At 48.8% G+C, this 12,988-nt stretch carries 16 protein-coding genes and 1 other annotated feature; of the genes, 14 read left to right on the top strand and 2 right to left on the bottom strand.

Annotation, left to right across the window (positions count from 1 at the left end; translation table 11 throughout):
* Positions 1 to 101: 101 nt before the first annotated feature.
* The 14 genes from MUN34_RS03345 (at position 102) to MUN34_RS03410 (ending at position 11,183) form a co-directional block, all read left to right on the top strand.
* Positions 102 to 680 (top strand): Maf family protein, encoded by a 579-nt coding sequence (locus MUN34_RS03345; protein ID WP_247857033.1) that lies wholly within the window; start codon positions 102 to 104, stop codon positions 678 to 680.
* A 47-nt stretch (positions 681 to 727) separates the two neighbouring features.
* Positions 728 to 1,360 carry a RadC family protein gene (gene radC, locus MUN34_RS03350; protein WP_188005452.1) on the top strand — a complete coding sequence of 211 codons (633 nt, stop codon included), beginning with the start codon at positions 728 to 730 and terminating at the stop codon, positions 1,358 to 1,360.
* 161 nt (positions 1,361 to 1,521) lie between these two features.
* Positions 1,522 to 2,556 (top strand): rod shape-determining protein, encoded by a 1,035-nt coding sequence (locus tag MUN34_RS03355; RefSeq protein ID WP_012370984.1) that lies wholly within the window; start codon positions 1,522 to 1,524, stop codon positions 2,554 to 2,556.
* Between the two features lie 14 nt (positions 2,557 to 2,570).
* Positions 2,571 to 3,455: a rod shape-determining protein MreC gene (gene mreC / locus MUN34_RS03360; RefSeq protein ID WP_247856872.1), complete on the top strand. Its 885-nt coding sequence runs from the start codon at positions 2,571 to 2,573 to the stop codon at positions 3,453 to 3,455.
* Positions 3,448 to 3,951: a rod shape-determining protein MreD gene (gene mreD, locus MUN34_RS03365; RefSeq protein WP_012370982.1), complete on the top strand. Its 504-nt coding sequence runs from the start codon at positions 3,448 to 3,450 to the stop codon at positions 3,949 to 3,951. Before mreC ends, mreD begins: the two co-directional genes overlap by 8 nt.
* A 3-nt stretch (positions 3,952 to 3,954) precedes the next feature.
* Positions 3,955 to 4,629, top strand: a complete 675-nt coding sequence (locus tag MUN34_RS03370; RefSeq protein ID WP_026827816.1) for a septum site-determining protein MinC — start codon at positions 3,955 to 3,957, stop codon at positions 4,627 to 4,629.
* Between the two features lie 5 nt (positions 4,630 to 4,634).
* On the top strand, positions 4,635 to 5,483 hold the full coding sequence (gene minD, locus MUN34_RS03375) for a septum site-determining protein MinD (RefSeq protein ID WP_051525125.1): 849 nt from the start codon (positions 4,635 to 4,637) through the stop codon (positions 5,481 to 5,483).
* Positions 5,484 to 5,546: 63 nt separating this feature from the next.
* Complete coding sequence (locus tag MUN34_RS03380) at positions 5,547 to 6,884, top strand: ribonuclease E/G (protein WP_247856873.1); 1,338 nt, start codon at positions 5,547 to 5,549, stop codon at positions 6,882 to 6,884.
* 78 nt (positions 6,885 to 6,962) lie between these two features.
* Positions 6,963 to 7,032, top strand: a sequence feature (ribosomal protein L21 leader region).
* Between the two features lie 15 nt (positions 7,033 to 7,047).
* Positions 7,048 to 7,356, top strand: coding sequence for a 50S ribosomal protein L21 (gene rplU, locus MUN34_RS03385; protein WP_012370978.1), 309 nt, complete (start codon positions 7,048 to 7,050; stop codon positions 7,354 to 7,356).
* Positions 7,357 to 7,359: 3 nt separating this feature from the next.
* Positions 7,360 to 7,698 (top strand): ribosomal-processing cysteine protease Prp, encoded by a 339-nt coding sequence (locus MUN34_RS03390; RefSeq protein WP_026827819.1) that lies wholly within the window; start codon positions 7,360 to 7,362, stop codon positions 7,696 to 7,698.
* Positions 7,699 to 7,712: 14 nt separating this feature from the next.
* Complete coding sequence (gene rpmA, locus MUN34_RS03395; RefSeq protein WP_012370976.1) at positions 7,713 to 7,991, top strand: 50S ribosomal protein L27; 279 nt, start codon at positions 7,713 to 7,715, stop codon at positions 7,989 to 7,991.
* 70 nt (positions 7,992 to 8,061) lie between these two features.
* The gene (locus MUN34_RS03400) at positions 8,062 to 8,547 is read left to right on the top strand and encodes a Spo0B domain-containing protein (RefSeq protein WP_247856874.1); all 486 of its coding nucleotides are present in this window, start codon (positions 8,062 to 8,064) and stop codon (positions 8,545 to 8,547) included.
* Positions 8,548 to 8,562: 15 nt separating this feature from the next.
* Entirely contained in the window at positions 8,563 to 9,858 is a 1,296-nt protein-coding gene (gene obgE / locus MUN34_RS03405; RefSeq protein ID WP_026827820.1) for a GTPase ObgE, read from the top strand.
* 41 nt (positions 9,859 to 9,899) lie between these two features.
* Positions 9,900 to 11,183, top strand: a complete 1,284-nt coding sequence (locus MUN34_RS03410) for a hemolysin family protein (RefSeq protein ID WP_247856875.1) — start codon at positions 9,900 to 9,902, stop codon at positions 11,181 to 11,183.
* Between the two features lie 86 nt (positions 11,184 to 11,269).
* Here MUN34_RS03410 and MUN34_RS03415 read toward each other — a convergent pair whose 3' ends face one another.
* A complete protein-coding gene (locus MUN34_RS03415; RefSeq protein WP_051525190.1) occupies positions 11,270 to 11,812 on the bottom strand; it encodes a transcription repressor NadR in 543 nt (180 codons plus the stop codon).
* Between the two features lie 8 nt (positions 11,813 to 11,820).
* The gene (locus MUN34_RS03420) at positions 11,821 to 12,924 is read right to left on the bottom strand and encodes a cysteine desulfurase family protein (RefSeq protein ID WP_247856876.1); all 1,104 of its coding nucleotides are present in this window, start codon (positions 12,922 to 12,924) and stop codon (positions 11,821 to 11,823) included.
* Positions 12,925 to 12,988 lie beyond the last annotated feature (64 nt).

Genomic DNA, 12,988 nt, shown 5'->3' on the forward strand with positions numbered 1-12,988 from the left:
AACAGGTGTTGCTCTGACTCGGAGCGGCACTTGTTTTTCGTTATACTGAAAGTTGATTCCAGTAAGACTGGTCGAAAAAGAAGGAAAAGAGCGTGATACTGATGATAACGCAACACCCATTGATTCTGGCTTCAGCATCTCCGAGACGGACTGAACTGTTACGGCAGATTGGTGTGCCCCATACGATACGGCCGGCCGATGTGTTGGAGGAAGCCCCATACCCGATGACGGCTGACGAGTACGTGATGTATTTATCACGGAAAAAAGCGCGTACCGTAGCGAAGCCCGGGGAAATCGTTCTGGCAGCGGATACGGTCGTGGCACTGGATCACCACATTCTTGAAAAACCGGCCGATCAACCGGCGGCCCTCGAAATGTTACGGCGGTTATCTGGACGAACGCATGAAGTCGTGACCGGGGTGACGCTTTTGCAGGATGAACGAGAGGAGACGTTCACAATTACGACGACCGTCCGATTCTGTGATATTCCGGAAAGCTGGATGTTCGCTTATGTCGCGACGGAAGAACCGTATGACAAAGCGGGCGGATACGGCATTCAAGGAAAAGGCGGTCTGTTCGTCGAAGCGATTGACGGGGATTATTATAATGTCGTCGGTTTACCGATCAATCCGATCAGCCGTCGTCTCGAAACGTTTGGAATCAAGCCGATGTTCGCGTAATTCCTTGTACAGAAAGGTCGGATGAAGTGATTGAATGGCCAAAAGATATGATTCAGTTAAAGGGGTTGGCACAGGCGACGACGGTGGAACTATTAGCATGTCTCGTCCGCAGCGGGACGCGGAACCGGAGTCCACTTGAAATTGCCGAGGATTTACTCGATATCTATCCGTCGCTGATCGAACTTGAAGCGGCAGGGGTCGGCGGACTGGAAAAGGCACCGGGCGTCGGAAAAGCAAAGGCGCTCCAAATCATGGCAGGACTTGAACTCGGCCGACGTCTTGTCACGGAACCGAAATGGGTCCGCCCGGTCGTCCGCTCACCGGATGATGCCGCTGAATTATTGATGGAAGAGATGCGTCTCTATCAGCAGGAACACTTTATCTGTCTGTACTTGAATACGAAAAATGAGGTTATTTCGAAAAAAACACTGTTTATCGGTGGACTCAATACATCGATTGTTCACCCGCGCGACATATTTCGGGAGGCGATCCGTTGTTCGGCGGCAAGTTTCATAGCCGTCCACAATCACCCGTCCGGTGATCCGACGCCGAGCCGCGAAGATATCGAAGTCTCGGAACGAATGGTCGAGGCCGGGAGATTGATTGGAATCAGTTGCATCGATCACCTCGTCATCGGGCATGGACAATTTATTAGTATGAAACAGCGGGGATTTATGTAAGAATAACGTCTGAGGGGGAACGATGCTTCCTGACCTCAGGCGTTTTTACTTTTGTAGCGACCAATGAACTGTAAACAAGCTGTAACGTTTTAACGCTTTCCTAGGAAGGCTTTTCCGTTATAATTAGTGAAGTGTATTCTCAGAGAGGGGTTTTTTGAATAATGTTTGGATCATTTAGCCGTGAAATCGGCATTGACTTAGGTACGGCAAATACGCTCGTTTATGTGAAGGGGCAAGGAATCGTCGTGCGCGAACCTTCTGTCGTCGCATTCCGTACCGATACAGGAAAGATTGAAGCAGTAGGTAATGCAGCAAAAAACATGATTGGACGGACACCGGGAAACGTGACGGCACGACGCCCGATGAAAGATGGGGTTATCGCCGATTATGAAACAACGGCTACGATGATCAAATACTTCATGGATCAAGCAACGAAGAAAAAAGGATTATTTTCGTCTAAAACAAACGTCATGATTTGTGTACCAAGCGGTATCACATCCGTTGAAAAACGTGCGGTCGAAGACGCAGCGAAACTCGCTGGTGCACGCGAAGCCTATACGATTGAAGAGCCGTTTGCAGCAGCAATCGGAGCAGGTCTTCCGGTTTCTGAACCAACGGGATCCATGGTCGTCGATATCGGTGGCGGAACGACGGAAGTTGCTGTCATCTCACTTGGCGGTATCGTCACAAGCCAATCGATTCGTGTCGGTGGAGATGAGATGGACGAGTCCATCATTCGTTACATCAAATCGAAATACAATCTGATGATTGGTGAGCGGACGGCTGAAACGTTGAAAATGACGATCGGTTATGCCCGGATTGATGAAGAATCGGAAAACGAGACGATGGAGATTCGTGGACGTGATCTCGTGACAGGACTTCCGAAACAAATCGAAGTCACAAGTGCAGAAATTTGTGATGCGTTGTCGGATACGGTCGATGCGATTTTAGCCGGTGTTAAACACACGCTTGAACAAACACCGCCGGAATTATCAGCAGACGTCATGGACCGCGGAATCGTCTTGACAGGCGGCGGCGCCCTTCTGAAAAACTTGGATGCTGTGATTGAAGATGAAACACGCATCTTGACACTCGTTGCGGAAAACGCGCTCGACTGTGTCGCAATTGGTACAGGTAAATCGTTGGAGATGATGAATGTGTTACGTTCGAAATCAGGCATCTCACAAAAAAGATAAGGACGGGATGAGCGATGAAGCGATTTTTAAATAATCGAAAACTGCTCATCACACTCCTTAGTTTTCTCCTTTTGGTGATTTTAATCGGGATCTCGCTCCAAGGACGTAACCAAACCCACTGGTATCAAAGTTTTGTCCGCGATACCGTCGGCGTTGGACAGCGTCTTTTTGCGACACCGATTGGCTGGATTGATGATACGGTCACTTCGGTTAAAGAAGTGCGCGATGTGTATAAGGAAAATGAGTATTTAAAATCACGACTGGGCGACTATGCCGGAAATTCCGTCAAAGTCCGCGATCTGGAACGTGAGAACAGTGAATTAAAAGACATGTTGAAGCTAAAAGGGTCGATTCGGGATTATACGTTATTACCGGCAGAAATGATCGGTCGCACGTCATCCGAATGGCAACGCTTCGTCACGGTCAATATCGGAAAAGAACAAGGTGTCAAAGCCAATATGGCCGTCGTAACGGCAGATGGTTTAATTGGCCGTGTCATTCAGACAAGTGCCTACACATCACTCGTTCAATTGTTATCGGATACGAGCCGGACGAACAATGTCTCAGCGGTAGCTGACGATACGAAAGGAAAAAGTGTCTTCGGTACGATCGAAGGATTTGACGAAGAGACGAATCTCTTGAAATTCACGAAGATTCCGAATGATGCCAAACTGAAAAAAGGCCAGATTGTTACGACATCTGGACTCGGTGGTAAGTATCCGAGTGGTATCGTGGTCGGAAAAATCGAACAGGTGAAATCGGATCAATACGGTGCTTCGAAAATTGCATACGTCAAACCGGCAGCAGACTTCGAACAGTTTGGTCACGTTTTCGTGATTCAGCGCGAAGCGAAGGAACCTTTCGCTGAGACCGACAAGGGAGGGGACACTCGTGAATAACATCAAGTTGTTTTTCGCCGTGTTCCTTCTTTTTATCTTGGAAGGAACGCTGTTTGCGGGTCCGCTTGGAGACGGTTCTCCTTACGTCATCCATGTCACGTTGATCGCATTGATGTTTTTGGGACGTTATGGAAAAATCGAACAAGCGCTTGGTTTTGGATTGTTGTTCGGTCTGTTATATGATTTCGTCTATTCGGATATCATCGGAATTTATTTATTTGCGCTATCTGCCATTCCGCTTTTTAGTAGCTTCGTGCTAAAATATGTAAAGGAGAACGTATTAACGATTATCGTCACCTTTACGTTCAGCGCTATTTTGTTTGAACTGGATATTTATTTCTTCACGGCTTCGGTCGTAGGAGTCGGTGTTCCCTTCAAGGAACTCGCGACGCAAATCATTCCAAGGAGTCTCATTGCTCAGTTGATTGGAATCATCGTGCTGTATTATCCGATGACGCGACTGGTGCAATCCACATTTGATGAGAAAAGAGGATGAGTCATGATTGAGCGTAAGCGTTATGTAACGATGAAAGGTCATCGTGGTGGCCTCGCCGTCTATGTGAATGAAAGGTGCAGTGTGGATGAATTTCTTGACGATTTAGAATTGACGCTTGCCGACAAATCCGTCGAGAACGGACGCGCCGTTCCGATTACCTTCTTCTTCGGTCGCCGTTATGTCGACGAAGGCGTTGTGACGGCCGTCGAGTCCATCGTTGCGCGTCATGATTCATTTTCGTTTAACGGGTACGACAGCGAGTGTCTGACGAAGGATGAAGCGAAAGCTCTTTACGGGGAACGAACATTTCATTACTTTGGCGGCACGGCCCGAAGTGGGCATGTCGTAGATGTCGAAGGGTCGATCGTCGTCATTGGCGACATCAATCCGGGAGCCGTCGTTCACGCAACCGGCAGCATTTATTGTCTCGGTGCGTTACGGGGGACCGTTCATGCAGGAAAAGGCGGGAACGAACAGGCTGTAATTGCGGCAAGTATCCTGCAGCCGAAATGGATTTCGATTTCCGACTTCGTCCATGAAGATCCGGATGATGCGCCGATCAAGGCGTTAGACATGGGTTGTGCTTTTGTAGGGGAAACAGGAGTCGAATTTTCTCGTCTTCAAACCGTCCCGCTTGCGCGGATGGATCAATTTGCGATTGATAGTGAAAGAGGGTGACAGATATGGAACAAGTGAAAGAACAGGTACATAAAGATGCGAAAACGCATGTAGGACGTGCCATCGTCGTCACATCTGGTAAAGGTGGAGTCGGTAAGACGACGACGACTGCAAACATCGGGACAGCACTTGCGCTGATGGGGAATTCGGTTTGTCTCGTCGATACAGATATCGGTCTTCGGAATCTGGATATCGTACTTGGCCTCGACAACCGGAGTATCTATAATATCGTTGACGTCGTAACCGGACAATGTAAACTGCATCAAGCCCTCGTCCGTGATAAACGTTTTGAAGAAATGTATCTGTTACCTGCTGCTCAGTCTAAGGATAAATCATCCGTCACACCGGAACAGGTAAAAGGCATCATTGACTCATTAAAATTAGAGTATGACTTTGTTTTGATTGACTGCCCGGCAGGAATCGAACAAGGCTTCATGAATGCGATTGCCGGTGCAGACGAAGCCATTATTGTCACGACACCAGAAAAAGCTGCGGTTCAGGATGCAGACCGGATCATCGGGATGCTGGAGCGTTCGGAGCGTCAAATCGTGCCGAAGCTCGTCGTTAACCGTGTCCGCTCGCATATGATGGCGGCTGGAGATATGCTCGATATCGACGAAATCATGCGTATCTTGTCGATTGATCTGCTTGGTTTAATCGTCGATGATGAAGAAGTCATCGCAGCGTCTCACCGCGGTGTGCCCGTGACGATGAATCCGGATAATCGGGCTGGTCTCGGCTACCGGAACATCACGCGACGGATTCTCGGGGAGTCCGTTCCGTTGCTCGACATCATGGAACAGCCGCAAAAAGGATTTTTCGTGAAACTGAAAAAAATGCTTGGCATGAAATAAGATGGGGAAAAATAGACTAGAAGGGTTTTATGCTTCTAGTCTATTTTTCATGGAGGAATGAAGATGAAATGGATTAGTGAACAGACTCCGTCTCTGGAACGGGTCGCGTTGGTCGAAGGGGGGCGCGTCGTCGAATACCACGAACGAATGCGGGATGAACTTCGTGTCGGCACCTTGCTGCATGCGAAAGTTGACAGGTTGCACCCGACGCTCGAAGCGGCATTTTTGATTGCGACGGACGGGACGCCTCTTTATTTACCGATCAATGAAACGCTGGAGACGTTACGCCGTTATCCGGAAGTTCCAACGATCGGGCAAGCTGTTCAAGTCGGTCAGACCGTACTCGTACAGGTCGTAAAAGAAGGGGCAGCCCCGAAACAGCATAAAGTGACACAAAACATCACGTATGGTGGACGGTTCCTCGTCTATTTCCCATACGGACGCCGCGTGCGTTTCAGCCGGAAGCTGGATTTAGTCGTTCAACAGCAACTGGCTAAAGTGATTCCGGTGGCGGAAGAGGAAGGGATTTTATACCGGACAGAAGCGGCGCAAGCCGAGGTCGGGGTGTTGATGGCGGAATTGAAGCAACTGCGGGCACGTCATCAACATATGTTACAGCAGACGACACTTGAACAGGATGAGCCCTTGATCATTCAAGAAGCGAAGCGGTTGAGTCATGTCACAGAAGCGCTCGTCACGAACAGAATGGAGAAAGAACGGCTGGAGCAGATGGGGTTTCAGGTCGAACGTCCCGTCATTAAAGGCCGCCTGCCGATTATGGAACAGGTGGACCGGGCGATTGAGAAGGCGCTGGACCGGGTCGTTTGGCTCGACGGTGGGGCTTATCTGCTGATTGAAGAAGTCGAAACGATGACCGTGATTGATGTCAACAGCGGGAAAACAGTTTCCGTCAAGGAACAAAAACGGACGTTTGATCAAATCAATGAAGCGGCAGCAGTTGAAATCATGCGTCAGCTCCGTCTGCGAAATATCAGCGGGATGATTGCCGTCGATTTTTTGAGGGGGTCCAGTAAAGGACAGAAACGTGTGACACAACTGTTGAAGGAACGGGCAGCGCACGAGTCGAAACAGATCGAAGTATACGGTTTTACGAAAATGGGCTTATGTGAACTGACACGTCAGCGACACGGGAAGTCCCTGTTCGAACGGTCACGGGATCATGGTCAGTTGTCCCGGGTCGCGATCCACCGTCAACTCGAGCCACGGTTGATGGAACTCGCGACACACGCGGAAGCAGCGGTCGTTCGCGCTCCGCTCGCTCTGCTCAGTCCATTGCTTCTCGCCGAAAGTCCTCTTGAATTACTTCTGATAGAAGGTGAACCGGGCATTCTGTTTACCGGTACGAAAGCCGACTGTGACGATTTTGTCAAAAGACATTGAGAATCCGGCAGAACGTTATTGACAACAGTCAACTTCGTTTGGTATTCTGAATAACGTTAGTTCGTTTGGAAAGCACCCAAATGACTACAACCGCACAGACCGGGTTTTAAAGCATCCGCTGCCCGTGATGGCGAGTCTGAGTTCCTAAGAGGAGGTGCACGTAATGTACGCAATTATTAAAACTGGTGGTAAACAAGTTAAAGTCGAAGCTGGCCAAGAGATCTACGTTGAGAAATTAAACGCAGACGTCGACAGCACAGTAGAATTCGGCGAAGTCTTGATCCTTGGTGGTGACGATGTTAAAGTCGGCGCTCCACTCGTAGAAGGTGCGAAGGTCGTAGCAACGGTCATCAAACACGCTCGCGCGAAAAAGATCACAGTCTTCAAAATGAAAGCTAAAAAGAACTACCGTCGTAAGCAAGGTCACCGTCAACCTTACACGAAGGTCCGCATCGAGAAAATCGAAGCGTAAGCCATGATACGTGTCAAGATTCGACGAGATGAAGCGGAGTTGATCCGTTCCATCGAAGTGACAGGACATGCCGAGTTCGCTGAGCCTGGTTTGGATTTAGTCTGTGCCGGCACATCAAGTGTGATCTTCGGGGCATACAATGCCATCGAATCACTGCTCGGGCAGGTCCTGCTCCTTGAAATGGCAGAACAACAAGAAGGTGGCTACTTTTATGTAGAACCGTATGCTGACTTAGCACCGGATGTCAGTGAACGCACCCAATTGTTACTGGAAGCGATGTTGGTCCAGCTTGGAACCATCGCTGAAAGTTACGGTGAGTTTATCCAACTTGAACAAATATAGGAGGTGGATTCCACATGTTGAAACTTAATCTTCAGTTCTTCGCATCGAAAAAAGGGGTAGGTTCGACAAAGAACGGTCGTGACTCGCAATCGAAACGCCTTGGGGCGAAACGTGCAGACGGTCAAACTGTTTCTGCTGGTTCAATCCTCTACCGCCAACGCGGTACGAAGATTCACCCAGGTATGAACGTCGGACGTGGTGGCGATGATACACTTTTCGCAACTGCAACTGGTGTCGTTCGTTTCGAACGTCTCGGACGCGACAAAAAACAAGTCAGCGTTTACCCAGCATAAGTGATCGATGAAGCAGACTCTAGCCACTTTCAGGGGTTAGGGTCTGTTTTTTTTAGGAGGGAACGGACTGATGAAGGATGAGCAGGTACTGGATCTTTTGAAGTCACTTCGTCACGAATGGTTGAATCGATTACAACTTGTTCGTTCATATAGCGCGATGGGTGACGAGGCGGCTGTTGAATCGATTTGTTCAATGTATCGGGAACAAGCGTCACGAGAAGGACGACTTTCCCTGATCGGACTACCGAAAACGGCACTCGCACTGCAACGAGCAGATTGGACAGGCCTAACTGTCGAATATGATGTAATCGAAACACCAAAGCAGATCGAGGATTCACGCGTAGCGTCTATTCTTGAAGCTGCGCTTGACATGATAGAAGTGGGGAATGGAGAAGTATCCGTGACCTTCCATGAGGGCGTGACCATCGAGATCTATCGGGATCTACTAGATATGTCGCGCCTTAAAGATCTAGTGACGCCGATGGAGATCGAGTCACAGACAGAGTATGAGTGTGTGATTGAAATCGAAAGTCTTCCTGCAGAGGAAGAAAAGTAATAGGAGGGATCTGACATGTTTGTCGATCAGGTAAATATTTATGTAAAAGCAGGAGATGGAGGACGCGGGCAAGTGGCGTTCCGTCGCGAGAAATACGTTCCGGACGGCGGTCCAGCCGGAGGAGATGGTGGGCATGGTGCTCACGTCGTTCTCGAAGTGGATGAAGGACTCCGGACGTTGATGGACTTCCGTTACAAACGTCACTTTAAAGCAGTTCAAGGTGAAAACGGAATGTCGAAAGGGATGCACGGACGTAAAGCCGAGCACCTCGTCGTCAAAGTCCCACCCGGCACTGTCGTCTATGATGATGATACGGATGCCGTCATCGCTGACCTTGTCCATCACGGACAACAGGCAATCGTTGCTAAAGGTGGACGCGGTGGACGTGGGAACTCACGTTTCGCAACACCGGCAAACCCAGCTCCGGAACACGCAGAGAATGGTGAACCGGGTGAAGAGAAGTATTTGAAACTTGAATTGAAAATGCTCGCAGATGTCGGACTCGTCGGTTTCCCGAGTGTCGGGAAATCAACGATGCTGTCGATCGTCTCAGCAGCTCGCCCGAAAATCGGGGCATATCACTTCACGACGATTACACCGAACATCGGTGTCGTTGAAACGGAAGACAGCCGCAGCTTCGTCATGGCCGATTTACCGGGTCTGATTGAAGGGGCAAGCGAAGGTGTTGGTCTTGGTCACCAGTTCCTCCGTCACGTCGAGCGGACGAAAGTCATCGTTCATGTCATCGATATGAGTGGCATGGAAGGACGCGATCCGATTGAAGATTACAATATCATCAATAAAGAGCTTGCGGACTATAACCTTCGTTTGACAGAGCGACCACAAGTCGTTGTCGCAAACAAAATGGATATGCCGGATGCGGAAGCGAATCTCGAAGCGTTCAAAGAAGCGTTCCCGGGTCTTGAAGTGTTTGCCATCTCGGCAGCTACACGTCAAGGATTACGTGACCTCTTATTCCGCATTGCTGATCTTGTTGATGCGACGCCAGAATTCGGTCTCGAAGAACTTGAAGAAAAAACAGCGACACCACGTGTCGTTTACGGATATGAAGCACCGGAAGCCGGATTTACGGTTTCGAAAGATGAAGATGATTGCTTCGTCATCAAAGGACCACGGATCGAGAAGCTGTTCACGATGACGAACTTCATGCGTGAAGAGTCAATCAAACGTTTTGCCCGGACGTTGCGTCAAATGGGTGTCGACGAAGAGCTTCGTAAGATGGGTGCGATTGACGGTGACGTCGTTCGAATCCGCGACTTCGAATTCGAATTCATCGAGTCTTCGTTCTAAGAAAAAACAAGTTCATTTGAGAAATGGAGTGTGAGAGCATCGTGGACCCACTTCCCGCGATTCAGTTCATCTGGTTTTTCGTCTTGCTTGTCATCTCGTCATTTTTCTCATCGTCCGAAACCGCCTTGTCGAGCGCAAACCGGTTACGGATTTTGCATCAGTCGGAAGAAGGAAGCCGTCGTGCGACCCAAGCACTCCGTCTGTTGCAACGGTATGAGGAAACGCTGACAGCCATCTTAATCGGAAATACCCTGTCCAATTTAGGTGTAGCGATGATTGGGGGCTGGTTGGCGATGACGGTATCAACGGATCTATTGGTTCAAATCGGTATTGTCTTCCTGACGTTTCTGTTCATTCTGTTATTTGGGGAGCTTATTCCTAAATCCTATGCCCGGGAACATGCGGAAACCTATGTGTTTTGGATCAGTGGTCCGCTTCATGTCTGTCTGATGCTCTTCAAGCCGGCGATCTTCTTGTTTCTGAAATTACGACAGGTTGCGTTGATGCTGATCGGGGCCGATCCGAAAGGACCGCTTGTCACCGAACAGGAATTACGGGCTCTTGTCGACATCAGTGAAGAAGAGGGTGTTATGGACGAGGCGGGAGCGGAAATCGTGCATCGGGCGGTTGACTTTAAGAATGTCACCGTCGAAGAGGCATTGACACCGCGAACGAACATTCAGGCAATTGACATCGATGCCGGTTTTGATGAAATTTTACGTGAAGTGCAAAAAGGTGGATTCTCGCGATTGCCGGTCTATAAAGATTCGATTGATCATATCATCGGTGTTTTATCAGAACGTGACTTTTTAAGGGAATTCGTCAAGCACGGACGTGTGGAGATTCGTGAATTGATTCGTCCGGTCTCATTTGTTGTTCCACAAACACATATCATCGATTTGCTGCCGGAATTAAAGGTTAAACAGTCGCATATGGCTGTTGTGCTGGATGAGTTTGGCGGGACAGCCGGTTTGATTACACTCGAGGATATTCTTGAGGAACTGGTCGGGGAGATTTGGGATGAACACGATGAATCGCTCGAATATACGAAACAAGTCAGTCCGAACCGGTATGAATGTCTGGCTGAGTACGACATTGAAGATTTTTGTCATCAATTTGACTTGGCAATGCCGGAAACGGAAGCCCAGTCACTCGGAGGATGGATCATGGAAGATGTCGGTCATATTCCGGAAGTGGGGACTCAGATGGTGTATGGACCGGTGACCTTAACCGTCCTGCATGTCGAAAACCGACGTGTTCAAACCGTCTCAGCTGTGTTCTCACAAAATGAACGATCAGAAGGATCGGACGATACAACCGTCTGATTCCGATTACACAAAAAGGTCCATTCCGTTAAAACGGGATGGACCTTTTTGGCATGAAAGGATGTACTGAAAAGGAGTATTCAGGGCTAGACATCAAGTTCTGAAACAAGAATCCCTAACCGGTCGAGGGCATCGATTGCGGCATGTAATGCCTCTTCATTATCGGCTTCCAGCGTATGAATATGGACACCATCTGTCAAAGTAGATAAAGGTGTCGCCTGTGTTTCTTCCAGTTGTTCAATCAGGGCTCGAACATCGCGGCGGCTTTTCAGCATCAATTCCCCAGTCAAAAATCCATAGACGGGATGTTCGACGATGACATCACGGATAATGACACCTTCGTCGACGACTGCATCACACTCTGCCTTCAATTGATCACTGCCATGCCGACAGACGACTTTTCTGATATGGCGGGATCCGTCAAGCTCGGGGTGATTTAACAAATATCCCCGGGCCGTCGCGACGACAGGATGTCCTTTTGCTTTTAGCAACGATAAGTCTTGTACGATGACTTGGCGGCTGACACCTGCCTGTTTCGCTAACTTCGTACCTGTGACGGGTCGATCGCTTTGTTGAATCATCTCTAATAACTCTTGCCGGCGTTCTTCCCCGGACTGTCTTCTTCCCATGACCATTCCTACCTTTCTAGTTCATCTGATTCCTCCAACGAACAAAGGACATCGATACATCGCTCTACTTCCTCAGCTGTCGTCATCCGACCAAAACTGAGTCGAATCAATCCGTGAGCCGCTGCTTCATCAAAACCAATCGCACGTAAAGTCGAGTTGGGTCCGTTTTCACCTGCACGACAAGCACTTCCCGCCGAGACGGCAATTCCGGCACGATTCAGGGCGAGGAGGACGAATTGACCATCCCGTTGTTTCGTATGAATGGCACAAATCGAGTTAAGTTGCTGAGGTGATTCGATGATTTGATAACATGCAGCAGGGAGCCTTTTTTTTAGCATACCACGAAATCTTTTACTCGATGCCTGGATATGCTGATTTTCCTCAAGATAACGATGACATGCCATCAGGAAAGCCGCGATACCGGGAACATCAACGGTTCCCGGCCGAATCCCGAATTCATGGTGTGCCTCATAATAGGGACTAAACAGGGGACGGCGCAAATAGACGGCACCGAGTCCTTTCGGTCCATACACTTTATGGCTGCTGATTGTATATGCCTCGACGTCTTTCAAATCCACCGGATCTTTCAAAAATCCTTGGATTCCGTCGCAGTGAAACAGAATTCCTTTTTTTCGGCAAAAGGCAGCGATGGCGGCAACCGGAAAGATAAATCCTGTTTCTGAATTGACTTGCTGGATCGAGACGACGCCTATTTCTTCTGTACACGCTTTTTCGAACAGGTTCCAATCAAATTCACCTGTCGTTTGTAAATCGATGGCCTGCCAGTTCGTCTTCCATCGCTTCAAGGGCAACAAGATAGAATCGTGTTCTGACTTTAGTGTCAAGACAGTTGTCTTATTGGTTTGACGGAGGAGATGACTTAAAGCAATGTAATTGGCTTCGGATCCACTGCCTGTAAACACAATCGTTCCTTCCGTCACACCAAGCCATTCCATTAATTTATTCCGTGCCTGCTCTAACAATCGGAGAGCGGCATCTCCCGTGTCATGAAGCGAAGAACTGTTGCCGTAGACCTGTTCTGCTGTATATCGATACTGTTCAAGGGCGTCGGGGTGCATGGCTGTTGTTGCCGCGTGATCTAAATAAATCATTCATATCGTATCCTTTCGTCTTGTCACTCAGCTAAAAATATGCCAAACTTATTGTCAAGTCAAT

Origin of the sequence: Exiguobacterium sp. 17-1 (genome assembly GCF_023096305.1) — a bacterium.
GTDB lineage: Bacteria > Bacillota > Bacilli > Exiguobacteriales > Exiguobacteriaceae > Exiguobacterium_A > Exiguobacterium_A sibiricum_A.